Raw genomic sequence first — 22127 nt, forward strand, 5'->3', positions numbered from 1 at the left:
CTGCTCGAACGCCTGCCGTCAGCGTGCCTACCGTCAGCGGCTCAAGGGCGACGAAGTCAGTGCTTCGGTTTCGGCCGGGATGGCTCGTCTGGGCGGCTTCATCGGCCGTACCGATGAGCTGGTGGAGCTGAAGAGGCTGCTGCGCACCACACGACTGCTGACCCTGACGGGTCCCGGAGGCGTGGGCAAGACACGACTCGCGCTGGAAACGGCGACCCTGGAACAACGCGGCGGACGCTGTGAGGTCGGCCTTGTGGAGCTGGGCTCGGCGACCACGGGTGAGCAGGCGCGGCAGCGGATCACCGAGGCGCTGGCCGGGGCCGGGGGAGTGGGTTCCGGCGGAGCGGGCACCCTGATCGCGGGGACACCTGGCGCGGTCGGCGCCGACCGTGATCGGCTGCTGGTGCTGGACAACTGTGAGCATGTGCTCGACGCCTGCGGTCTGGTCCTCAGCGCACTGCTCCCCGGCCGTCCGGGTCTGCGGATCCTGGCCACCAGCCGCGAACCCTTGCGGCTGCCGGGCGAGACGGTGTACTCGGTGGGCGGTCTAGCCCTGCCGGATGCCCGTGATTGCAGATCGCCTGTCGCCCTGCTGCGCTCGGACGCCGTTCGGCTCTTTGTCGACCGCGGGCGGGCCGTCTCCTCCGACTTCCAGCTCACCGAGGAGAACGCCGCGCACATCGCCGGGCTGTGCGCCAGGCTCGACGGGCTGCCGCTGGCGCTGGAGTTGGCGGCCGGGCTCGTACGGGCCTTTCCGCCGGCCGAGATCCATCACCGGTTGGACGACCGCCTTTCGTTGCTGACGTGCGGCTGGCGCACTGCGGATCCACGTCATCAGAGTCTTCGCTCGGCGATCGAATGGAGCTATGAGCTGCTGACCCCTGACGAACGGTCGCTGGTGCGGTCGCTCTCGCTGCTGCCGGGCGGGTTCGGGACGGACGCCGCCGCGGCTGTCGCCGTGGCCAAGGACATTCCCGAGTCGGCGGTGCCGCAGCTGCTCGCCGGTCTGGAGGCAAAGTCCCTCATCGTTCCCTGTGCAGGTCCGGTGGGTTCCGCCCGGTTCCGGATGCTGGAGTCGATCCGGTGTTACGGGCACGAGCGGCTCCGTGCCGAGGGCGAGGAGGTACAGGCGTACGACCGTCTCGTGGAGTGGCTGACGGAACTCGCGCGTCCGTTCCGGGAGGCGGCGCTCACGCCTGCCGAGACCTGTCGACGGCTGGACGAGGAACACGACAACCTCACGTGTCTGCTGCAGTGGTTGAGCGCGGGCAGCGACCCGCGCCAGCTTCTCCTCGCCGGGGCACTGGCCCTCGTGGACATCAACCGGGGGTACACGGCGGAGTCCCGGTCCATGCTGGCCGGCGCGCTGGACCGTACGCACCCGGGGGCGGGCGACCGCAGCCTCTGTCTGTGCATGGCGGCGTTGCTCGCCGCGTGGGAAGGAGACCACGGTGAAGCGGTACCGCTGGCCGAGCAGGCCGTGGCGCTCGAACGCCGGCGCCCCGACCGTCGCGAGGATCTGCTCTGCCGCCTGCTGCTGGTGTTGAGTCTGACCCGGCTGCAATGCGGCGACCAGGGGACGAGGGCCGATCTGGAGGAGTGCCTGATGATCGGCCGCCGGGTCGGCGATCGCGTCATGACCGCGTTCTGTCTGACCCTGCTCGCCTGGCAGTTGCTGCTCGGTGGCCGCGATACGGCCAGGGCGGCGCGGCTGGTGGACGAAGCCCTCCCGGTCCTGAGGGGCGAGGCGAACCCGGTCCTGCTGCGCATGATCCTGCAAACCGCCGGCGTCATCGCCCTGGAACGCGACGACCTCGCCGCGGCGGAGGCGTATTTCACCGAGTCGCTCGGCGACACGGGCCTCCCAAGTGGCACGGACCACCTGGGCGGAGCCGGCCCCGCGCTCTGGGGGCTGGCCGTCAGCGCGGTGCGGAAGGGGCGCTTCGAGCGGGCGCTGCGGCTGTTCGCGGCCGTTGAAAGGCGCGGCGTGTCCGTGACCTGTGTGCTGCCGCCACCCTGGTTACGGGCGCGGGTGGAGGAAGCGGCGGACACAGCGCTGAGAGCGCTGCCGAAGGTGCGGGCCGAGAGCGCGCTCGCGGCGGGGCGCCGGCTGGATCCACGGCAGGTCGTGGACTACGCGCTGGACGGACGGCGGGCAGTTCCGCCTGGGGCGGACGGTGCCGAACACGGCGGCACGGGAAATGGGGCCGACGCCGGGTCCGGGGGCCATGACCCGCTCAGCCCGCGTGAACGGGAAGTGGTCACCCTGGTCACCGCAGGATTGACGAATCGTCAGATAGCGGCTCGGTTGTATGTGTCGGTGCGCACCGTCGAGACCCACATGCGCAATATCCGCACGACGCTCGGTCTGCGCTCCCGTGCCCATGTCGCCGCATGGGCCGTATGTCGGGCACAGGGGGTGGCCGTGGGCGTCGAAGGAGGAGCAGGGGCTGGGTTCGTGGCGTAACCGATCGGCAGAGCACGGCAGTCAGCGCCGCCAGGGGAGACGGGTCACCCTTGGCGGCGCACTCTTGTTGTGGCCGTATGTCGTGCTGGTGCTGGTGCTGGTGCTGGTGCTGGTGCTGGTGCTGGTGCTGCAGCTGTGGTCGTACGTCGTGCTGCTGCGACTGTGGCGGCGTCGGCGCCGTGGGACCGGGAAGAGCCGGCGCGGCATCGGCGTAACGGTGGGTATTGCCGATGCGGTGGCTCTCCGTCAGGGGGGAATCTTGAAGCGCGGGACGATCCTGCGGCGGTGACCGAACGGAAAAGGCCCGCCTGCTGTTTCGGTGCCGCCCTTGCCCGTGCGATCGCGGGCATGCGGCGGTGGTCGCCGACAGCGGATCGTCCTTCTCGCCCACGCATCGCACCAGGAGTCGTCATGCGAAATGTGATGTCCATAACGCGCGCCGTGGCTGTCGCGGCAGTGGTGGCCGCCGCGTCGGCGGTCGCCCTTCCCGCTGCCTCTGCCGGGGCCGCGACCGCAAAGCCCGCAGCGGCCTCGGCCGACTTCGTCGTGAGTCAGGCCCAGTTCCAGAGGATGTTCCCGAACAAGAACCCGTTCTATACCTACGACGGGCTGCGCAACGCCATGAACTCCTTCCCCGCTTTCGCCCACACCGGCAGCGACACGGTCAAGAAGCAGGAGGCTGCCGCCTTCCTGGCCAACGTCAGCCATGAGACCGGCGGCCTGCGTTACAAGAAGGAGCAGAACACCGCCAACTACTCGCACTACTGCGACGCGAACCAGCCCTACGGCTGCCCGGCCGGCCAGGCGGCCTACTACGGGCGCGGGCCGATGCAGCTGAGCTGGAACTTCAACTACAAGGCGGCGGGCGACGCGTTGGGTATCGACCTGCTGCACAAGCCGAGCCTCGTGGAGACCGACGCCACGATCTCGTGGAAGACCGCTCTGTGGTACTGGACCACCCAAGCCGGCCCCGGCTCCATGACGCCGCATCAGGCGATGACCACCGGCGCCGGATTCGGCGAGACGATCCGCAGCATCAACGGCGCGCAGGAGTGCAACGGCCGCAACCCCGCCGAGATGCAGGACCGGGTCAACCTTTACCAGCAGTTCACGCAGACCCTGGGCGTCACCCCCGGCGACAAGCTGACCTGCTGAGCACGTTGACGGCGACCGTGGGCCCCAGGGCCACAGAACCGGCCGTCGACACCCCCGTCGCTCCGCTGACGTAGCGCCCTCACACCGTTCAGTCCTGCTCGATGACGTCGACCGACGAGGAATCATGCCTGGAACGCCTCCGAGAATCCCCCTGCGACCTCCCCTGCGACCTTCCCTGCCAACCCTCCTGACCGCCCTGGTCGCCGCAGTCGTCGCGGCTCTGCTGGTGCTCACACCGAGTACGGGCGCGAGCGCGATCGGGCCACGTTCCGCCGCACCGGCGGCCGCGGCCGCGGTCAACCACACGGTCACATTCGTCAACAACACCGGCAAGAAGATCTGGATCGGCAGTGCTGTCAACGCCGACGGGTCCAAGAACTTCACCAGGCTGCCGGTCCTGGGGCCCGGCCAGTCGGCGACGGTGACCATCCCCGAGACAGCGGACCCCGGCCACTGGCGCGGAAAGTTCTTCGCCCGCATGGGGTGCGTCGGGACGCCGGGCAGCACATTCCACTGCGCGGTGGGGGACTGCGGGAAGTTCGACGACCACTGCGCCAAGGACACGGGTGAACAGCCGACCAGCCTTGCGGAGTTCAACTTCGACTCCAGGGACGCGGTCGCTCCCTGGTACGACGTGAGCTACGTGAACGCTTTCTCGGTGCCGGTCACCATCGCCCCCCGGAACGCGAGCCCCGGCGGTGGCGGATGCGACACGGTGGGCTGCGCGAACAACCTGCTGCCGAATTGCCCCGCTGCCAATCTGACGCGCTGGCCGGACGGCACGCCGATGCTGTGCACCAACCCCGACCGGGACGTCAAGACCGCCTACAGCGACATGATCGCCTCGCATTGCCCTAAGGCTTATGGGTGGTCCCGGCAGGACCAGGAGCCAGGCAACAAGGTGATGCAGCAGTGCAGCAAGTGCAGCGGCTTCACCGTCACTTTCCACCGTGCGTCGTGACGCCAAGGAGGAAGTCGTGCGAAAGATAGGAAAGTTACGGGGACTCGCCGTACTTCTGGCGGTGCTGGCCCTGCTCGCAATCGGCAACCATGCCGGAACCTCCGCTGAAACGGCGAACGTGTCCTTCGCCGCGGCGAAGAAGAAGGGCATCAGTGCCTGGAACTTCACCGGAGTCACCCAGGCGTTGGCCGACTCGAAGGCCGGCTGGTTCTACACCTGGTCCTCCGGAAAGCAGCAGATCACGCCCCCGGCCGGTGTCGAGTTCGTGCCCATGATCTGGGGAAAGGGATCGGTGACCGACGCGGACCTGGACCAGGCCAAACAGCAGGGCAAGACGCTGCTCGGGTTCAACGAACCCGACATGCAGGGGCAGGCGAACATGACCGTGCAGCAGGCGCTCGATCTGTGGCCCCGGCTGCAGTCGACGGGTCTGCGGCTCGGAGCGCCGGCCGTGGCCGCCGGCGCCGATGTCGCGGGCGGCTGGCTCGATCGCTTCATGCAGGGCGTCGCCGACCGTCATGACAAGGTCGACTTCATTCCCCTGCACTGGTACGGCGCGGACTTCAATGGCACGAACGCCACGGCCCAGCTGCGGAACTACCTCCAGGCCACATACAACCGCTACCACAAGCCGATCTGGCTCACCGAGTATGCGCTGATCGACTTCTCGACCGGCACGCCGAGGTATCCGACCCAGGCGCAGCAGGCGGCGTTCGTGAAGCAGTCGACGGCCATGCTGCAAGGGCTGCCGTTCGTCGAACGGTATGCGTGGTTCACCCTCTCCACCAGCCGCGGCGACGGCACCGGTCTCTACAACGGTGCGACGGCCAACCAGGTGGGCGCCGCGTATCGCGCGGCCGGTTGAGAAACAGCCCGCGGTCTGGACGCCAACACGGCCGCACCGGTTCTCCCATGCCATCACGGCCATGGAGCACTCGCACCTCCTTTCACCGCCTCACCACCCCATGGAACAACGCCACATGAAACGAGGAACAAGCATGAGCAAGCGCATGCTCTACGTCCCGCTGGCGGCCGGGGCCGTCGCCCTGACGTCCATACTGGGGCTGTCCCCGGCCAGTTCGGCAGCCCCCAGCGCCCCGCAGGCCGGGAGCTGCTGGGCGACGCACTACGGTCCCATGCCTCCTGGCGCCCTCACGGCCAGCGGCGAGGTCTTCGACAACAACAAGAACACCGCGGCGACTTCGCTGATCCGCAACCCGCAACTGCCGTTCGGGACCCGGGTGAAGGTCACCAACGTCGCGAACGGCAAGTCCCTGGTCGTACGCATCAACGACCGCGGCACCTTCCAGCAGACGCCGCAGGAACCGAAGTGCCTCGACCTGACCGACGGAGCCTTCAGCCGTCTCGGCGGCAGCCTCAACCCGGACGCCGGCCACATCGTGGTCAAGCAGCAGGTCCTGCAATGATGCCGGGCTCCCTGCGGGCGGCCCCGCGCCTGCGTGACAGTCGCCGGAGCGAGTCGCCGAGAGCTGTGAAGGACAGTGCTCGCGCTCCCCGCCTGCGGCAGCCCTCGGCGACTGACAACCGCGGGATTCATCGCGACCAGAAGGAGATCGTCATGACCGCCATCAGACGGAGGACGGCATTCGGACTGGGCACGCTCGCGGTTGGCTTCGGCGTGCTCACCGGGACCAGCCGTCTGTCTCCTGGGCCCCGGATTTCGAGAACGGCGACGCCGGGTACCGTGCAGCGGTCGCCAACCTTCGCAGGCAGTGGTCCGAGCGGGGATGGAAGGTGACGACGGAGCCGGGGACCGACCCACTCACCGACAAAGCGACCGGCCTGCAAGAGATCCACACCACCGATGACCACGGCGTCGAGCTGTCGCTGCGCCCCGGCCGGCGTACCGGCGAGGGACTGGTCGTCGCCGACGGCGGCTGCGTCCGCCACGACGGCTACTGGGACGCATACGCCTGGAGCAGCTCCTGATGGGTCCGACCGCTCCGGCGACGTGTACACCGCCCGCCTTCTCGCCGAACTGAGCAACGTACTTGGCGAGCGGTGCCAACTGGGGGGTTCTGGCCGCGATTGTGTGATGCCTACGTCTGGACGAGGATGCGGGCTCCGAGGAGTGAGAACGAGGTGCGCCGTACATCTGGCGCTTGATGGTCTTGATCCGGTTGACGTGTCCTTCGACTGCGCCCGAGCTGTACGGGAGGGTGAGGCCGGCTGTGCTCTTGGCCTCGCTGACGGTGACACCGACAGGCGCGGGCGGAGTGAGGCTGGCGACTGTGAGCGACAGGAAGTTTCCCCATATCGGGGTGTTTCGCGGGGCGGAATCGGGGCGAGGCCGGCACGGCGGCAGTGACCTCACAGCATGCTCGCTAATTATGTTCAACTGTAAGCGAAGAGTAATGGAGGGGGGTGTGTTCCACACTGTGAAGCAGCGTCTGGCGGCGGGTGCCGCCGTTGCGGCTCTCGCCGTCGCGGCGGCCTCGTTCGCTGCTCCGAAGCGGCGGCATGGACTCACGCAGGGGGTGATGGCATGAGGGCGACGAGACTGCTTCGTCGCGGGTTGGCCTTGTCGGGACTGCTGGCTGCCTGCCTGGTCGTCCCGGCCAGTTCCGGCGCCGCAGGTACCGCCCACGCCTGCATCACTCGTTCGGCAAAGGAAACCGGCACCGTTCGCGAGGACGCCGTCAGCAGGACACCGGACGAGGCCGTACAACGAGACCTCCAGCAGCATCCGAGCGTCCACCCTGCGAAGAAGCGGCCGCACCCATCGTTCACCGTCCCGGTGTACTGGACCGTCCTCTACGACAAGGACAACCCGTCCGACGGGAGCATCCCCGACGAGGCCATCAACAAGCAGATCGAATTGGCGAACACGTACTTCCGGAACATCGGTCTGCGTTTCCAGCTCATGCGCAGGAATCGCGTCGCCACGGACCACACGACTCTCCACGGCCTCGAGTATTTCAACGATGGGCCCCTGAAGCGGCAGTACCACATGGGCAATGAGCAGACCGTCAACATCTACTCGGCCAACTCCGACCAGATGCCCGGCGGCTGGTTCACCTATCCCTGGGACTACCAAGACCATCCGGATCAAGACGGCGTGGTGCTCCCCTACGACAGCCTGCCCGGTGGCACCGACCCCCACCACAACCAGGGCAAGACGGCGATCCATCAGATCCGCCACTGGGTGGGGCTCTTCAACACCTTCCAAGGGCGTCTGTAGCTTGAAGGGCGGGGACTACGTCGACGACACCACGCCCGAAGCCTCCCCGGCCGTGGGCTGTCCCATCGGCCGCCACAGCTGTTCACCCAACTATGAGGACCCGATCCATAACATGATGGACTGGTCCTACGACACATGCCGCACCCGCTTCACAAACGGCCAGTTCAGCCGCATGTTCGCGACCCTGAACCAGTACGGCGACATCCACCTGGAGTAAACACACCGCTCCACCGGCCGGCGTTCACACCCGCCGCGTCGACGCAGTCATGCGCCGGCCCACGGCATGCCACAGCCGTCAGGCCGCAACCGCCTTCAGGAGCGAGGACACCCAGGCATCCCCCAGGCGCCAGCCAGGGGGATGCCTTTCAGATCCAGATGACGGCCCCAAACCCGAACGCTGAAGCCATGTCCCGCCCGAGCAACGGCCTCGTCGGCGGGCTCAAACCTGCCCCGCCACCGTCGCGGCCACCTGCTCATGGAATGGATCAAGCGAGCGGAGCGGGACGCTCCCGCCCCGATCCGCAGCTTCGCCGGCTACCTCCGCCAGGACCTCGACCCTGTCACCGCCGGCCTCACCCTCCCGTACAGCTCGGGCGCGGTCGAAGGACACGTCAACCGGATCAAGACCATCAAGCGCCAGATGTACGGACGCACCTCGTTCTCACTCCTCGGAGCCCGCATCCTCGTCCAGACGTAGCACCACACAATCGCGGCCAGAACCCCCCAGTTGGCCATTGAGCGGTTCAGGTGACCACTTTCGTGCGACTACGGCCTCACGTGCCGCGTTGCTGTAGGGAATTGCGGTGGTTCCGGTTCAAGACCGGTCACCCTGGGCGTGGGCCCGGGGTGACCGAGCCCGCCGGGCTGGGTGGATTACTGCAGGGCGGCCAAAGCCGCGTCGTAGCCAGGCTCCTGGGCGATCTCAGGCACCAGCTCCGAGTACAGAACCGTGTTGTCGGTGTCGAGGACGACGACAGCCCGGGCGGCCAGTCCACTCAGCGCGCCGCTCTCCATTGCCACACCGTAGTTGGCGAGGAATTCGCGGCCGCGCATCATGGAGAGGGCGACCACCTCCGTGATGCCCTCAGCCTCGCAGAAGCGCTTCTGGGCGAACGGCAGGTCTGCGGAGATGCACAGCACCACGGTGTCGCTGAGCTTTGCCGCGTCTTGATTGAACCTGCGCACGGACGTGGCACAGGTGGCGGTGTCGAGGCTGGGGAAGATGTTCAGGACCTTGCGCTTGCCGGCGAAGCTGTCCAGTGAGACGTCCGACAGGTCATTGCGGACGAGTGTGAACGCCGGTGCCTTGTCGCCCTGCTTCGGGAAAGTACCGCTGACGGTGATCGGGTTTCCGCCGAGAGTGACGTTGGGCATGAGTGGTCTCCTGGTCAATGAGATTCTCGTGGAGGACTTCCCCCTGAGCTTCGCAATCTTCCCATGGCCCCTGCGCCTTGCACCGGCTTTCGGTCGGTAGATCGTTCCTGATGGCGTCCCGCCAGGTGGTGTAGGGGATCAAGACACCGGAATCTGCAGGCCAGGAACGGTGGTTCGGCCCAATTGGGTGCTCAACTCACCTTGCCAGGACACTTCGTGAGCTGCGGCCTCCACACAGATCGCCATAGGCCTCGAACCGGAACGCACAGCGCTTGATCCCCCACACCACGTCGGGCGGGACACGACCTCGTTCCTTGGAGCTAATGGCTGCTCCGATGTTCCCGAGTCCTCATCGAGTGGGCCGTCCCGGCCGAAGACGGGGTTTTCGTACGCGGTCCCGCTCGTGCCGGACCTTCCGCTCACGTATCGCTGAGGCAGAGAAGGTATGTGTGGGCTCGCTGACGGGCCTCTGAGGAACGACTCAGCTCGGCGTGCTGCCGAAGCGCAGCTTCCACGGGGTGAGTGCGGATTCGAGCTGTACTTCCAGGCTCATCTTCGATGCCCCTCGCGTGCGTTCCTCGAACTTGATGGGCACTTCGAGGATGGTCAGCCCCCGCTTGATGGTGCGGTAGTTCATCTCGACCTGGAAGGAGTACCCGTTGCTGCGGATCGACGGCAGGTCGATCGCTCGCAGCGTCTCGGCCCGCCATGCCTTGAACCCGGCGGTGGCGTCCTTCACGTGTAGTCGAAGGATCGCGTTGACGTAGAGGTTGGCCCACGTGGACAGGGTCTTGCGGTGCCACGGCCAGTCGGTGGCGGTCGAGCCTCCTGTCACGTAGCGGGATCCGAGTACGACGGCGGCGTTCTTCGTCAGCAGCGTGTCGACCATGGCGGGGATCGCTGAGGCCGGGTGCGAGAGATCGGCGTCCATCTGGACCACTACATCGGCGCCCTCGTCCAGCGCGCGGGCCATCCCCGCGACGTAGGCGCGGCCGAGACCGTCTTTGGCGCTGCGGTGCAGCACGCCGACGGTGTCCGGTGACTCGGCTGCGAGTTCGTCGGCGACGGCGCCGGTGCCGTCGGGCGAGTTGTCGTCGACCACGAGCAGGTGCAGGTCGGGCATCGGAAGGTCCGCGAGCAGGCCGGCCAGGACAGGCAGGTTGTCCCGCTCGTTGTAGGTCGGCACGACGACAACGATCTTCGGGGATTGGACAGCCATCGGCAATTCCTGGGGAGGGGGTTGGGAGTGGTTCAGGGGTGCTGGTCACTTGGCTTCGCGGAGCGCCGGTCGCGGGCCCGCTCTGACGTCGTCTGGTATGTCCGGGATGATCGGCGGTGAGGCCCCGCCTTGTGCCTCTGTTGGAGCCTATGACCTCATCCGCCGTAGATCGCGGCCGGTGCTGATCGCCGCGGCGGCCAGGAGACTCAGCGCCAGGGTCTCGGCGAGGGAGCCCGGGCGGGGCAGAGTCCGGACCATGGCGAGGAAGTTCTGGCTCGCGGCGAGGGCCAGTCCCGCGCCGATGAGCAGGAGAGCCGTGGACAGTCGGCGTGTTGTCGGCAGGGCGGCGGTCCGGGCCACGCGGGCGACGAGGGTGCACAGACGGAACGCGGCGAATCCGAGCGCGAGCCAGTAGTAGATGACCATGGCTGCGTCGGCGACGCCTGTGACGTGTTCGGCAGTGCCGCTCCATGCCATCAGGCACATGGCCAGGAACGCGGCGGTCGGAGTTGCCAGGGCGCGGACCACCGCGGAGGTCAGGCGGCGCAGCGCTTCGCCGCGCAGCGGGGGAAGTGGCGCGGCGAGGCCGATGCCGAGCAGGAGCGGGGCAAGCCAGAGACTGGTGGCGGGGTGGTGGAGGTCGGCCGTCAGCGTGGTGGAGGGTTCGGCCGAGCGCAGCAGCAGGCCGGTGGCCGCGGTGAGCGCGAACAGGGCGACGGTCAGCACGCGCCGGGTCTGGCCGGCGCACGTCTCGGGCCAGTCGCCGGGGGTGCAGCCAGAGTCGCGCGGCCCCCACGAGGGTGTCGGGCCAGCAGCGGATTCCCGATGCGGACACCTCGTGACTGATGTCTTCGCCCCAGCGCTCGCGAACGGCCGGCGGGTAGAGCCGGGTCAGGAGCGTGGCTGCGTTCATGCCGGGGTGATCCCGAGTGCGCGCAGGCCGGCGGCGGAGACGCGGGCCATCTGCTGGAGTTCGGTGCGCAGTTGGTCGCGGCCGGTGTCGGTGATCTGCATGGTGCGGTGGCGTTCCTGGGCGTCGGACGTCTCGTCCGCGGGCCGGATCAGCTCGCGCGCCTCCAGCCGGGACAGCGCTCCGTAGAGGCTGCCGGGGCCGAGTCTGCGGCCGGTGAGTTCCTCGATCGCGGTGTTGATGGCGTATCCGTGCAGTGGGCCGCCCGCGAGGACGGTGAGCACGAGCATCTGGGCGTCGTTGCTGTGCATCGGTCTCTTTGCCTCCCGCCCCACATGCTACGACCCGCGATACTACTTGTCACGTAGTACGAGGCGCGTACTATGACGCGGCATGGAACCCATGGAGGAGAACGGCCGGGTGTCCTCGGCCGTGGTCTGGGTGAGCCTCGGCGGCGCCGCTGTGTTCGAGGCGTTGACGGTGCTGGCAACCCAGGACAAGACGGTCAGAGCGGTCAGCCCGTGGCAGGACGACCCGTACGACGTGATGGTGTCCTTGGCTCAGTTCACGGTGCCGATGCTCGCTCTGGTGATCGCGCTGCGGCTGCTCGCGTGGCGGGCGCCGGGCGGTGCCGACCGGGCGCGGCAGACGATGCGTGCGGCGGGGGCGATGACCACACTGGTCGGGCTCACGCTTGCGTTCGAGTGCGTCGCGGTCATCGCCCGCACGCCGTCCTCGTTCTCGGGATGGGCGTCGGTGCTGATCAGCGGGCTGGCCGTCAACTCCGTACTCACTGTGGTGGCAGCGGCGTGGCTGGTGCGGTGTCGCCGACGGCCCGGCTCGTCCCGCAGCCGGCGGCACGACTGGCTCGGCGACGCCGTGTTCGTCTGCCGGCGGATTCCGGTGCTGCGGCGTTGGGCCGATGCGGATGCCGTGGGCTGGGTGCGCCGCCGAGCGATGACGGTGTTCGCCGTACTGAGCACGCTGGCGGCGGCGGGTATCACTGCCGCCCAGGCCATCGGCGAACACTGGACGGATCCGCTGCTCATCGCCTGGATGCTGATCGTCGTGGCGACCTCCAACCTCGCGTTCTGCGTGATCAGCAACGCGGTCGCCGGGTTCATCGCCCGGCTGCCGCGCACCCGGACCCGCCGCATCGCCGAGGCATCGACGGTCGCCGGATGCGTCGCGATCAGCGTGGCGACGGCGTTCCGCGACGCCCTGTGGCCGGTGTTCGGGACGGGACCACTGGCGTCCGTTCCGGCGCTGGCCGCCCTCACGCTGGGCGCCGGTCTGGCCGCGTCCGTGATCACGGCGGCTGTCCTGCTCGCCTGCTTCCCCCAGGGGCCCTCCGGCTCGCGCCGCCACCAGGCGGGCGCGGCCGGCATCCACTTTCGACGACCGGGTGCGAACCGGTGAACGGCGTGACGATGGAACGGTCCACACTGCTGGAACAGCAGCGCCTGTGATCTGTGCCCGTGAACTGTCCAAACAGTTACGGGCGCAGACAGGCCGTCAGCGGGCTCTGCTTCGCCGTCGAAGCCGGCCAGATCTGCACGCTGCTCGGCCCGAACGGGGCGGGCAAGACCTCCACGTCCGAACCAGGACAAGCACCCGGAGCAGCGTCACTGAGCCGGGATCGGCTGGGTGAGATTCACCGGGTTGCCGTCGGGGTCCTGGATGTGGGCGACGCGCTGTCCCCACGGCATGTCGTTGGGGCCGCTGCGGACCGAGCCGCCCAGCGCCGTCACCCGGCCGAGCGTCTCGTCGACGTCGTCGACACCAATGCTGAGCAGGATCCGCGGTGCCGCCCCAGTCCCCGGGTTCGTCTTGGCCACCAGCCCGAGGTCGGTGTCACCGATGCGCAGGCCGAGGTAGAAGGCCGGGCCTTCCGCCGGTACCCGGAAGATCTCCTTGGCGCCGAACAATTTCGTATAGAAGCCGAGCAGGACTTCCTGGTCGGCAGTGATGATCACTGGCTGGATGGTGGACATGGCACTCCTGTCGAGAACGGTCGTGTCGCTTGGTAGACCGTTCGAGGACGGTGAACTCATCGGCAAACCCACCCTGCCAGCGATCTACATTCCAGACTGCCGCCCGCGACCAGTACGAGCAGCCCGAAACGAGGTCACACCACCTCTGCTGACCAGGCACTTCGGCTGTGGCTGCCGTATCGCCGCTGTCCTACAACCAGGCTCCTGCGGCCATCCGTCACGGTCCGCAGAAGGGGGCGGGGCACGGATGAGAGCGCCCGAACCAGACAGGCGACGCCTTGCCTTGATCGCATGGCGCGCCGCTCGATTTCCATTTGGTCAGGTATTGGTAGTTTTATCCAGTTCGCCCATGTGATGAACAAGGAGTTCCATGAAGGGCGCTTTGAAGACGTCAGAGAATCTGGGTACGAGAGGCGTCCTTGCCGTTCTGTCAGTCCTGGCGACGCAGGGTGCGATAGTTGCCATCGCACCTGCCGCCCAGGCGGCTGCGACGCTGGTCGTGCCAGGTGACTACCGCACCATTCAGGCGGCGGTGGACGCGGCTTCCTCGGGTGACGCCATCCTCGTCCAGGGCGGGACGTACACGGAACAGGTCGTCGTCAGCGGCAAGGATCTCAATCTCAAGAGTGCCGGCAAGCGCTCGTCGGTCATCAAGTCGCCAGCGCAGCTAATGGGCTGGCGTTCCAGGGCATCGTGTTCGTGTTGCACACCGGGATTTCCTGGGAGCACCTGCCGCAGGACCTCGGCTTCGGGCCGGGCACGACCTGCCGGCGGCGCCTGGCCGAGTGGACCGAGGCCGGGGTGTGATCCCGGCTGCACGAGACCCTCCTTGCCAAGCTCCACAGCGCGAACGGCCTGGACTTCTCCCGGGCGGCCGTCGACGGCTCGCCGTGTGGCCCGGTTCCAGCTTCGTCGTGGTCGCGGGCTTCCTCTTCTTCATCTTGCTCAACGGCGCCTCCAGCACGCTGACCGCCGTCTACCCGCTGGAGGTCTTTCCCACCTCCATGGGGACCATGGGCGTGGGCTTCGCCGCGGCGATGAGCCGGGGCGGGGCCGCCATCGGCACCCTCCTCCTGCCAATGGGCCTGGCTCACTTCGGCGCCGAATTCGTGCTCCTCATCGGAGCCGGGGTGCTCGCCCTCGAAGGGCTGGTCTCGCACTTCCTCGCCCCCGAGACCATCGATCTCGATCTGGCCCAGGCTCCGCGGCTCGCCCACGCCCACGACTGAGCGTGGGCCCCGTCCTGTCCGCACCTGTGGCCTGCGCTCAGCGTCGGCCACAAGTGCGGTCGCTGCATACCCGTTACGAAACCGCGGTGAACGGGCCGACAACCACATGCCTCTCTCCGCCGTCTGAATACTCGTACGGGCCGGAAACAGGGGGAAGCTCGACCGGTTTCCCTCAGGGCCTGTATCAACTGGCTTTTCGCCTTTCAGCAAAGGGGAATGCAAGAACATGAGCAGGCTCAATCGTGGTGCCATGCGCACCGCCATCGTCGCTTTGGCAGGAGTCTCCGCGCTCGGCCTCGCGGCTACCACCGCCTCCGCCAAGTCCAACATCGAGTTCACAGCCGGCCCGCGTACCGCCCATGTGGGCGGGATGATTCATCTGAAGGTGGATGGAGGCGACGACGACGCCAGTGTGTGGGAGCGCTTGTGTATTCAGGAGCGGACCGGACATGAAGCCTGGCACAACCTCAAGTGCGCTAAGGGTGACTACGGCTACGCCACCGGTCTCGACATACGCATAAAGGCGTCACACAAAGGCTCCTACCAGTTCCGTGGTGCTCTGATCGAGAGCAAATCACCCAAGGACAAGCACTACCAGTACGGCCCGACTTCCCGGGCCTACACGGTCACAGTGCGCTGAACCGGGGAGTTGCCCTTGGAGGACCACCCATGGGGGCCATGGGTGGTCCTCCACGTTCGTGCTGCGCCCTGCGGGTCCCGACAAGGCTGGCCGTGGCTGACCGGGAGCCCGATCAACACGGCAGCGATGCCCGTGCCGCTCGAAAATATGATTCGGTGTCGTGAGCTGCGGCCTGCAGATCCTCCACGCACGCCGCGGGCACGGTGGTCGGCAACCGACGCTACCCGGCCACGGCAGCCACGCCGTCGACGGTGACTCCATTGCGGCTGCTTTGATTAGGGCTTGGCTGCGGGCCAACTGCGCGTGGCTGGTACGGGTCGCGGGAGGTCGGGGGCGCCGAGGTCGGTCGTGGGGTACCGGGATGTCGTGCTGTCTCGACATGTCGTTGCCGATGCGCCAAAGCGAAACGGCAGCTTCTGCCTCACGGGTAACATGGCCGCCCTGACCTGTGGCATCGAGGTAGAAAGACCCCCACTGAGGCGGCACTGCGGGGGTTCAGGGCCCAGTGGCCCCTTCCGCCAGATCCTTGATCGCGTTGAGGCGGTGTTCCCACTGGGTGGCGAGGGCGTCCAGCCACCGCGTTGTCCGCTTCAGCGGCTGCAGGTCGGCTTCGTAGCGGACCTCGCGTCCGGCCCGGTGGGCGCGTACCAGTCCGGCGCGGTCGAGGACGGCCAGGTGTTTGGCCACCGCCTGGCGGGTGATGGGGAGGCTTACTGCCAGGGATGTCGAGGTCGCGCCGCCTTCGCGGGCAAGGACGGCCAGGACTTCTCGGCGGATCGGGTCGGCTAGGGCCACCAGGACGTCATCGGGGGCCTGTTCGCCTTTGGTGGTGCGGGTCATGCCGTGGTCTGTTCGCAGTCCGCGCGCAGTTGGTCGAGCTTGCCGGGCCAGTTCTGGCTGTTGGCGCGGTGCCGGTCGGTGGCCTCGTCGGTGGGCAGCCCGAGGTGCGCGAAGCCGCTCTCGACCATGGTGAGCCGGGTGCCTCCTGTGGAGTCGTCTTCGGTCAGGGTGAACTCGACCAGGGAGGCGTTGGAGTCGTCCGGCTCCTCGCCTGCGGCGCCTTGGGACCACCGCCAGGACAGGACACGTGGCGGTTCGACTGTCTGGATACGGGCGGGAATGACGCCGTGGATGCCGTGGTCGAAGACCAGGAGACCGCCGGGGCGCAGGTCGATCTTGACCGGCTCTCCGTTCCCGAACCAGCGACCGAGGAAAGCGGGCTCGCTCAGCACGGACCAGACCCGTTCCCTGGAGGTATTGATCAGGATGGCGCGTTCGATCGTGTTGGGGATCATTGCAACCTCATCTCATCCGGATGCGCTACCCAAAGGTTGCATATCCAGGAGCCCATGCGCAACCGATTGGTTGCGCATGGGTCAAGTGGCCGCTTGGGTCCCGCAAGCTTCGAGCACCCGCTACTCGCCCGAGGTCTGAACAACGGCATTGCTCCTCATCCCGGACGTCAGGATTCACGTTGGGGGGCGCCGAGATAGGTGAGAACTGCGAGGACACGCCGGTGGCCGCTGTCCTCAGGGGGGAGGTCGAGCTTCGCGAAAATGTTCCCGACGTGCTTGTGCACGGCCCGCTCGGTGACAACGAAGCGATCGGCGATCTCGGAGTTCCCGTATCCCTGGGCCATCATCGCGAGTACTTCGCGTTCGCGCTCGGTGAGCCTCGCCAAGGGGTTGCCGCGCACCGCGAGGAGCTGCCGGACCACGTCGGGGTCGAGCGCCGTGCCGCCGGCCGCCACCCTGCGCAGCGCCTCAAGGAAGTCGTCGACGCGGGCGACTCGGTCCTTGAGCAGGTAGCCCACGCCGGTGCCGTCGGCGAGCAGCTCTCGGGCGTAGGTGTCCTCGACGTACTGGGAGAGCACGAGGATCGGGAGGCCCGGGACAAGCGCCCTGGCGCGCAGTGCGGCTCTGATGCCCTCGTCGGTGAAGGACGGGGGGAGGCGGACGTCCACCACGGCCACGTCCGGCCGGTGGGCAACAGCAGCCGTCACGAAGGACTCGGCGTCCTCGGTCGTGGCGAGTACCTCGTTCCCCAGGGCCTCCAGCATCGCGGAAAGGCCCTGCGCGAGCAGCGCGTTGTCCTCGGCGATCAGGATTCGCACGGGCACTCCACGGTGATCACTGTGGGCCCGCCGGGCGGGCTCTGCACCCGCAGCCCGCCGTCAACTGCCTCGACGCGCTGCCGCATGCCGCGCAACCCGGTGCCGCTGCCCTCGACTGCCCCGCCTCGGCCGTCGTCGGTGATCACCGCGCGGACCGTGCCGCCGACCCTGGCCAGGGTGACCGACACGGAACCGGCGTGGCCGTGCTTGGCCGCATTGGTGAGCGCCTCGGTGATGGCGAAGTACACGGCGACCTCGGCCTGCGCCGGTACATCGCCGAGTTCGCCGAGTTCCACGGTGGCGGGTATCGGGCAGCGGGCGACGACCGCCGAGACCGCGCCGGCCAGGCCCCGGTCGGCGAGGATCGGCGGGTAGACGGAGCGCAGCACGTCGCGCAGCTCGGCCATCGCCTCCTCGGCGCCCTCCCGCGCCCGGGCCAACAGCGGGCCCACCGCTGCGGGGTTGGAGCCCAGCGTCCGCTCGGCGAGCCCGAGCTGCATGGCCAGGGACACCAGCCGCGCTTGGGTGCCGTCGTGCAGGTCCCGCTCGATGCGGCGCAGCTCGCTGCCGTGCGCGTTGATCGCCCCGGTGCGCGTCCGGTCCAGCGTCAACACGCGCTCGGCGAGGATCGCGGCGGCCGAGGGGGCGAGCAGCCACCGGCTCACAGACGCCGCCAGCCTGGCCAGCAGGGGCGGGCCGAACAGGGCGAGCAACACGCTCAGCAGGAACTGCGGAACTCCGACGTAGACCGCGGATCCCCAGCCGTCGATCGGGATGTTCAGCATCAGCCTGATCGGCTCGTCCTCGGGGAACAGCCACCACAGGCCTACGAGTGCGAGCACGGCCGCCGGGAACAGGAACAGCGCCACGCCGATGAGGCCGAACGTGGTGCCGACGACCATCATGCAGGGGGCCCAGCGCAGGTCGCGGCCGGTCGCCGGATCCGACAGCACCGCCATCAGGCGCCTTCGCGCGTGCGGTCCGGCCGGTGCCGTAGATGCGGCCGCCCACCGTCCCAGCCGCTCGCGCTCGCCGTCGGCCAGCCGGCGCAGCAGCCGCAGCTCGAGCGGCAGGACGAGCAGACCCACGCCGACCAGGCAGAGCACGGCCGAGTACATCAGCACGGGCACCAGCACGACCAGGGTCAATCCCCGGACGCACGCTACCGCGCAGTACCCGGCGGCATGGGCCGAACGCACCCCGCTCGCTCGCGCCATCGAGAACGCAATCACGACGGCCAGTCTTCCCCTCCCCGGCCTCCCGGCGCAGTGGTGCGCGCTACACCATTGGTTGGCGAGCGTGCACGACCGCCTCCGTCACCTCGCAGTTCGTAGCGTCAAGGCCATGAAACGAACGAACACCCCGGGCGGCTCTCGCCCCGGTCTCGTCCCCTTCCTGGCAATCAGCTTTGTCGGGGCGTGGATCACTATGATCCCACTCTGGCTCGACGGCCTCCGTCGGACGAGCGCCGCGCAGGGGACTCCGCGGCTCGCGGCGCTGTGCATGATCCTCATGATGCTGGTGCCGGCGCTGACCGCCTTCGGTCTCACCGCGCGCCGACAAGGGCCGCGCGAGGCCGTGCGGGTCCTCGGACTGGCCAGGGCCACACCGTGGCGGCACGAAGTCCACTCCGTCGCGATCGCGCTCACGATCCCGCTCGGCCTCACCGCCGCCGGCCTGATCGTGGCCACACTCGCCCACTGGTACACCCCCGCGCACCTGCCCGGGCCCGCCACGATCACGCCGCTCGTGCTGAGCGCGCTGGTGTCCATTCCGCTGTACTTCGGCGAGGAACTCGGCTGGCAGGGCTACCTGCTGCCCCGGTTGCTACGTCATGGCAGGATCCGCGGCCTACTGATCAGCGGCGCGATCTGGGGGGCCTGGCACGTCCCGATGACCGCCCTCGGCGGAAGCTACCCCGGCCATTCGGTGCTGCTGGGCATACCAGTCGCCGTGGTGACCGCCATGCTCCTCGGAACGGTGATCGCCACCGTCCGGCTGTCCACCGGGTCGGTGTGGGCGGCCGTCGCGGCGCACCTGTCGCTCAACGAGTTCGCGCTGCCGCTGACCAGCGACGTCTCGGGGCACCTCGTCGATCCGCTGCTCGCCGGGCCGCTGAGCATCTCGACCTGGCCGGCGTGCGCCCTCGCCGTGCTGGCCATCTGGCTGACCTGCCGACGGTGCGCCGGGCACCATGCGCCCGGCGACGGCGCCGCCCCGCGCGGACTGGTCGCGGTCCGGAGCGGCGACTTGCCAAAGGGGTGACCGAGAGGCGTTGGTCTCCTTCACCGAAACCCCGCGCTTTGCCCAGCGCAGCATGACCTTCACGCCGGACATTCCCCTTGACCTCCTGGTCAGAGCCCTGGTGATGCCTCATGCCACGCGTTGGCTCGGCGGACACTTACGGCCACCAAGCCGTTGAAGTCGCTGCCGATCTGTCAGATGTCGCCTTCTCGTACTACTGCGCCCAGCGTCCCATGGCCGGCGCGGTACCGATCAGGCACTCGATGTCGGCAGGGAAGCCAGCGAGGGCGTGGGCGGTCAGGCGCAGATGGCCCTCAAGGCAGACCAGGTTGTCCTGCCTCTCGCCGACGAGGATGAGCGGAGGAAAGCACTCGCCTCCGATGAGCGCCTGGGCTGCGTCGACGAAAGGATCGTTGGTCACGTCGAACGCCCGCAGCCCTGCCTTGATGCGTGCGGCCGCGTCGGTCGGCCGGCGGCTGCCACCCGACAGTTCGACCCAGTAGGAATAGTCGAGATAGCGCACGCTGGCGGCCTCGTCGGGGGACAGGAGAGCCCTGGCCCACGTGACTTGAGTGGGGAAGTTCTCGAACAGGTCGCGGTTCTCGCCGTACCCGCGCGTCGCAGCGAGCAGAGCGCGACGTGCGAAGTTCGCTCCAGCGTCGGAGAGGTCTGGATGCGTCAGCAACTGCTCGGCCTGCCCGGCTGCCGACAAGTGGGATCGCAGGCCCGGGCCGAACCTCCGGCTGGACAGCTCGCCGCTCAAGAAGCAGGCGATCATCTCGTCCTCACTGCTCATACCCAGTACCTGCACGACCGTCAGCATAGGGCCGATCTCGTTGAACGCCGCAGCCTGCGACCGGAGCGCGACTCAGCCGACTGCACGGATCACTGCGGCCGAGGGCAGCGGCTTACGGAGAACAGGGCTGCTTCATCTCCCGCCCGACGACAGCGCGAGCGCCCGGGTCGCCGACCCCGTCGCAACGGACGGCACATCCCTTCCAACGTCCCTGGTCACAGCACTAGCCGGTCAGTCCTCGTGGCTGCTCCCCGGCGTCCCCTCAGCCGCAAGGTGTTCAACCATCAGCTCGTACGCCAGGACCTCCAGACCAGAGCTGCTCGAACGGACGTCGTGCCCCGTCCAGTCCTGGGAGTGAGCTGATACGGAACAAGCCGGTGTCCATGTGGATCACCGGCTATCCGGCAGGACACGCGCCAACGTAGTCCTGCAGATCCCTGGTCAGCTGTGGTTGGAGCCAGTAGCACTCAGGGCGAGCAGTCGCCTCATAGAAGCGATGCGACCTACTGGGCTGAGGATCGCAGGGGGAAGTGCGGCGTGCAAGCCAACTTGGGACGAGAATGCATCAAAGCTGGCATAGCAGCGCCCATGACAGCAGCGAACAGGTATCGCCTGCTGCTGCTTATCGACGCTCTGCTGAAGTGATGCTGACCGTGCGTCACGGCTTGATCGTCTGTCGACGCGGGGACAGGCATGCACCAAAGAAGGTGAACCCGGCAAAGCGGTGAGCGTGAGGGGCCGTTCGGCTGAGATGCTCGGGTAGCACGTGGAGGACCACGTCGTGCGGCGCCAACCGCCTGTGGTCCGCCCGTTGGAGCCAGTAGCCCCGTCCGGCTGCGATCTGCGTCGTCGGACGGCCCAACCAGGGAGAAAACCCCGTGAATAAGAAGCAGTCTGCCTCTGCTCCTGGCCCTGCGGATGCAGGTGGTGAAGGCGAGTCTCCAAACCGCCGTCTCGGTCTGGCGGAGGCCGCCGTGGTGATCGTCATCGTCGTCGCCAGTGCGGTGCTGGCCGCCATTGGCATGCCGATGGTCAGCGTACTCAAGCTCCTGTTCGGTGCCGGGCTGATTGCTGCCGTCGTCATCGTCGTCATCCACACAGGCGTATCTCACCGGATTCTCAGGGCGCTGCGTGCCCTGGCAGGGCCCACCGAGTGACTGAGTCAGCATGGGACGCCAGGAAAGGCCCGTTGACCGCACGTGCCGCGAAGTCGCGGACCTCGCAGACTTCATGCGCGCACGTCGTCATGCGGCGAAGCTGACCTACGCGCAGCTCGCCGAACGGGCTGGGTACGACCGGTCGACGCTGCAACGAGCCGCGGCCGGCGGCACCACCGTGCCGAGGTTGCCCGTGGTTGTCGCCTACGTCCAGGCGTGCCTGCCTCCTACGGCAGGGGATGCCGCGGTCAAGCAAGCGGTGACTCATGCCAAGGCGTTATGGAAGCGGGCTCGCTGGGCGCGTCGTAAGGCCATGACTGGGCTGAACCACTCGCCCGCGCCTCATGTGCGTCTGATTCGTGGCGTGGCCGATCTGAGCACGGCGCTGGTTGAACTGTACGAACGCGCCGGAGCGCCACCGCTGCGCGTGATGGAGAAGCGAGTCGGAGGGCTGGGCATCTTGCCCCACACCACCGCTCACCGCATCGTGCGTCGGAAGGCCCTTCCCGCCAGCATCGAGCAGTTCGTTGCTTTCCTTACTGCTTGTGACGTCCCCGAGAACGACCAGGAGATATGGCTCGCCGCATGGCGACGTGTCTTCCGCCTGCCGGACCCCGGCAAGGAGGAAGTCTTGGAGAAGGGCGTGGCGAACGCTCTGGCACAGCT

General features: G+C 67.9%; 25 protein-coding genes and 3 pseudogenes. 18 read left to right on the forward strand and 10 right to left on the reverse strand.

Features of this window, described 5'->3' with window-relative positions; translation table 11 throughout:
* Nucleotides 1-79 precede the first annotated feature (79 nt).
* The 10 genes from AB0L75_RS24560 to AB0L75_RS24605 all read left to right on the forward strand — a co-directional run bounded on the left by AB0L75_RS24560 (nucleotide 80) and on the right by AB0L75_RS24605 (nucleotide 8482).
* A complete protein-coding gene (locus tag AB0L75_RS24560; protein ID WP_365184422.1) occupies nucleotides 80-2467 on the forward strand; it encodes a LuxR C-terminal-related transcriptional regulator in 2388 nt (795 codons plus the stop codon).
* An 82-nt stretch (nucleotides 2468-2549) separates the two neighbouring features.
* On the forward strand, nucleotides 2550-2756 hold the full coding sequence (locus tag AB0L75_RS24565) for a hypothetical protein (protein WP_365184425.1): 207 nt from the start codon (nucleotides 2550-2552) through the stop codon (nucleotides 2754-2756).
* 134 nt (nucleotides 2757-2890) lie between these two features.
* On the forward strand, nucleotides 2891-3622 hold the full coding sequence (locus AB0L75_RS24570) for a chitinase (protein WP_365184850.1): 732 nt from the start codon (nucleotides 2891-2893) through the stop codon (nucleotides 3620-3622).
* A 124-nt stretch (nucleotides 3623-3746) separates the two neighbouring features.
* Nucleotides 3747-4583, forward strand: a complete 837-nt coding sequence (locus AB0L75_RS24575) for a thaumatin family protein (protein ID WP_365184428.1) — start codon at nucleotides 3747-3749, stop codon at nucleotides 4581-4583.
* Complete coding sequence (locus AB0L75_RS24580; RefSeq protein ID WP_365184430.1) at nucleotides 4573-5448, forward strand: glycosyl hydrolase; 876 nt, start codon at nucleotides 4573-4575, stop codon at nucleotides 5446-5448. Before AB0L75_RS24575 ends, AB0L75_RS24580 begins: the two co-directional genes overlap by 11 nt.
* A 133-nt stretch (nucleotides 5449-5581) precedes the next feature.
* The gene (locus AB0L75_RS24585) at nucleotides 5582-6010 is read left to right on the forward strand and encodes a septal ring lytic transglycosylase RlpA family protein (protein WP_365184433.1); all 429 of its coding nucleotides are present in this window, start codon (nucleotides 5582-5584) and stop codon (nucleotides 6008-6010) included.
* A 328-nt stretch (nucleotides 6011-6338) separates the two neighbouring features.
* Nucleotides 6339-6533, forward strand: a complete 195-nt coding sequence (locus tag AB0L75_RS24590) for a hypothetical protein (protein WP_365184435.1) — start codon at nucleotides 6339-6341, stop codon at nucleotides 6531-6533.
* Between the two features lie 556 nt (nucleotides 6534-7089).
* Nucleotides 7090-7785: a hypothetical protein gene (locus AB0L75_RS24595; RefSeq protein WP_365184438.1), complete on the forward strand. Its 696-nt coding sequence runs from the start codon at nucleotides 7090-7092 to the stop codon at nucleotides 7783-7785.
* A 1-nt stretch (nucleotide 7786) separates the two neighbouring features.
* Nucleotides 7787-8002, forward strand: coding sequence for a hypothetical protein (locus tag AB0L75_RS24600; RefSeq protein ID WP_365184441.1), 216 nt, complete (start codon nucleotides 7787-7789; stop codon nucleotides 8000-8002).
* Nucleotides 8003-8230: 228 nt separating this feature from the next.
* The gene (locus tag AB0L75_RS24605) at nucleotides 8231-8482 is read left to right on the forward strand and encodes a transposase (RefSeq protein WP_365184853.1); all 252 of its coding nucleotides are present in this window, start codon (nucleotides 8231-8233) and stop codon (nucleotides 8480-8482) included.
* Nucleotides 8483-8658: 176 nt separating this feature from the next.
* On the opposite strand, the gene tpx is transcribed toward AB0L75_RS24605, so the two are convergent.
* The 4 genes from tpx to AB0L75_RS24625 all read right to left on the reverse strand — a co-directional run bounded on the left by tpx (nucleotide 8659) and on the right by AB0L75_RS24625 (nucleotide 11599).
* Complete coding sequence (gene tpx / locus AB0L75_RS24610; RefSeq protein ID WP_365184444.1) at nucleotides 8659-9159, reverse strand: thiol peroxidase; 501 nt, start codon at nucleotides 9157-9159, stop codon at nucleotides 8659-8661.
* A gap of 481 nt (nucleotides 9160-9640) precedes the next feature.
* Nucleotides 9641-10378, reverse strand: a complete 738-nt coding sequence (locus AB0L75_RS24615; protein WP_365184447.1) for a polyprenol monophosphomannose synthase — start codon at nucleotides 10376-10378, stop codon at nucleotides 9641-9643.
* A 147-nt stretch (nucleotides 10379-10525) separates the two neighbouring features.
* A complete protein-coding gene (locus AB0L75_RS24620) occupies nucleotides 10526-11104 on the reverse strand; it encodes a hypothetical protein (protein WP_365184449.1) in 579 nt (192 codons plus the stop codon).
* Nucleotides 11105-11287: 183 nt separating this feature from the next.
* Complete coding sequence (locus AB0L75_RS24625) at nucleotides 11288-11599, reverse strand: helix-turn-helix transcriptional regulator (RefSeq protein ID WP_365184452.1); 312 nt, start codon at nucleotides 11597-11599, stop codon at nucleotides 11288-11290.
* A gap of 82 nt (nucleotides 11600-11681) precedes the next feature.
* Between AB0L75_RS24625 and AB0L75_RS24630 the strand changes: the two genes are divergently transcribed.
* Nucleotides 11682-12707: a hypothetical protein gene (locus AB0L75_RS24630; protein WP_365184454.1), complete on the forward strand. Its 1026-nt coding sequence runs from the start codon at nucleotides 11682-11684 to the stop codon at nucleotides 12705-12707.
* 53 nt (nucleotides 12708-12760) lie between these two features.
* A pseudogene (locus AB0L75_RS24635) lies at nucleotides 12761-12883 on the forward strand (multidrug ABC transporter ATP-binding protein); the annotation flags it as partial.
* 30 nt (nucleotides 12884-12913) lie between these two features.
* On the opposite strand, the gene AB0L75_RS24640 reads toward AB0L75_RS24635, so the two are convergent.
* Nucleotides 12914-13282, reverse strand: a complete 369-nt coding sequence (locus AB0L75_RS24640) for a VOC family protein (protein ID WP_365184457.1) — start codon at nucleotides 13280-13282, stop codon at nucleotides 12914-12916.
* Nucleotides 13283-13969: 687 nt separating this feature from the next.
* Between AB0L75_RS24640 and AB0L75_RS24645 the strand changes: the two are divergent.
* The 3 genes and pseudogenes from AB0L75_RS24645 to AB0L75_RS24655 form a co-directional block, all read left to right on the forward strand.
* Nucleotides 13970-14170: pseudogene (locus tag AB0L75_RS24645) on the forward strand (transposase); the annotation flags it as partial.
* 2 nt (nucleotides 14171-14172) lie between these two features.
* Nucleotides 14173-14511 carry an MFS transporter gene (locus tag AB0L75_RS24650; RefSeq protein ID WP_365184460.1) on the forward strand — a complete coding sequence of 113 codons (339 nt, stop codon included), beginning with the start codon at nucleotides 14173-14175 and terminating at the stop codon, nucleotides 14509-14511.
* Between the two features lie 250 nt (nucleotides 14512-14761).
* Nucleotides 14762-15151: a hypothetical protein gene (locus tag AB0L75_RS24655; protein WP_365184462.1), complete on the forward strand. Its 390-nt coding sequence runs from the start codon at nucleotides 14762-14764 to the stop codon at nucleotides 15149-15151.
* A gap of 495 nt (nucleotides 15152-15646) precedes the next feature.
* Here the strand turns inward: AB0L75_RS24655 and AB0L75_RS24660 are convergent, their stop codons facing one another.
* The 4 genes from AB0L75_RS24660 to AB0L75_RS24675 form a co-directional block, all read right to left on the reverse strand.
* Nucleotides 15647-15991, reverse strand: a complete 345-nt coding sequence (locus tag AB0L75_RS24660; protein ID WP_365184465.1) for a metalloregulator ArsR/SmtB family transcription factor — start codon at nucleotides 15989-15991, stop codon at nucleotides 15647-15649.
* Entirely contained in the window at nucleotides 15988-16446 is a 459-nt protein-coding gene (locus tag AB0L75_RS24665) for an SRPBCC domain-containing protein (protein WP_365184468.1), read from the reverse strand. The genes AB0L75_RS24660 and AB0L75_RS24665 overlap by 4 nt, the downstream gene beginning before the upstream one ends.
* A gap of 167 nt (nucleotides 16447-16613) precedes the next feature.
* Complete coding sequence (locus AB0L75_RS24670; protein WP_365184471.1) at nucleotides 16614-17264, reverse strand: response regulator transcription factor; 651 nt, start codon at nucleotides 17262-17264, stop codon at nucleotides 16614-16616.
* Nucleotides 17252-18496, reverse strand: a complete 1245-nt coding sequence (locus AB0L75_RS24675) for a sensor histidine kinase (RefSeq protein ID WP_365184474.1) — start codon at nucleotides 18494-18496, stop codon at nucleotides 17252-17254. Before AB0L75_RS24675 ends, AB0L75_RS24670 begins: the two co-directional genes overlap by 13 nt.
* A 196-nt stretch (nucleotides 18497-18692) precedes the next feature.
* On the opposite strand from AB0L75_RS24675, the gene AB0L75_RS24680 reads away from it, so the two are divergent.
* The gene (locus AB0L75_RS24680) at nucleotides 18693-19529 is read left to right on the forward strand and encodes a CPBP family intramembrane glutamic endopeptidase (RefSeq protein ID WP_365184477.1); all 837 of its coding nucleotides are present in this window, start codon (nucleotides 18693-18695) and stop codon (nucleotides 19527-19529) included.
* 193 nt (nucleotides 19530-19722) lie between these two features.
* Here the strand turns inward: AB0L75_RS24680 and AB0L75_RS24685 are convergent, their stop codons facing one another.
* The gene (locus AB0L75_RS24685; protein ID WP_365184479.1) at nucleotides 19723-20331 is read right to left on the reverse strand and encodes a hypothetical protein; all 609 of its coding nucleotides are present in this window, start codon (nucleotides 20329-20331) and stop codon (nucleotides 19723-19725) included.
* 851 nt (nucleotides 20332-21182) lie between these two features.
* On the opposite strand from AB0L75_RS24685, the gene AB0L75_RS24690 reads away from it, so the two are divergent.
* Entirely contained in the window at nucleotides 21183-21461 is a 279-nt protein-coding gene (locus AB0L75_RS24690) for a hypothetical protein (protein ID WP_365184482.1), read from the forward strand.
* A gap of 10 nt (nucleotides 21462-21471) precedes the next feature.
* A pseudogene (locus AB0L75_RS24695) lies at nucleotides 21472-21669 on the forward strand (helix-turn-helix transcriptional regulator); the annotation flags it as partial.
* Between the last annotated feature and the right edge of the window lie 458 nt (nucleotides 21670-22127).

Source organism: Streptomyces sp. NPDC052101, assembly GCF_040680235.1.
Lineage (GTDB): Bacteria > Actinomycetota > Actinomycetes > Streptomycetales > Streptomycetaceae > Streptomyces.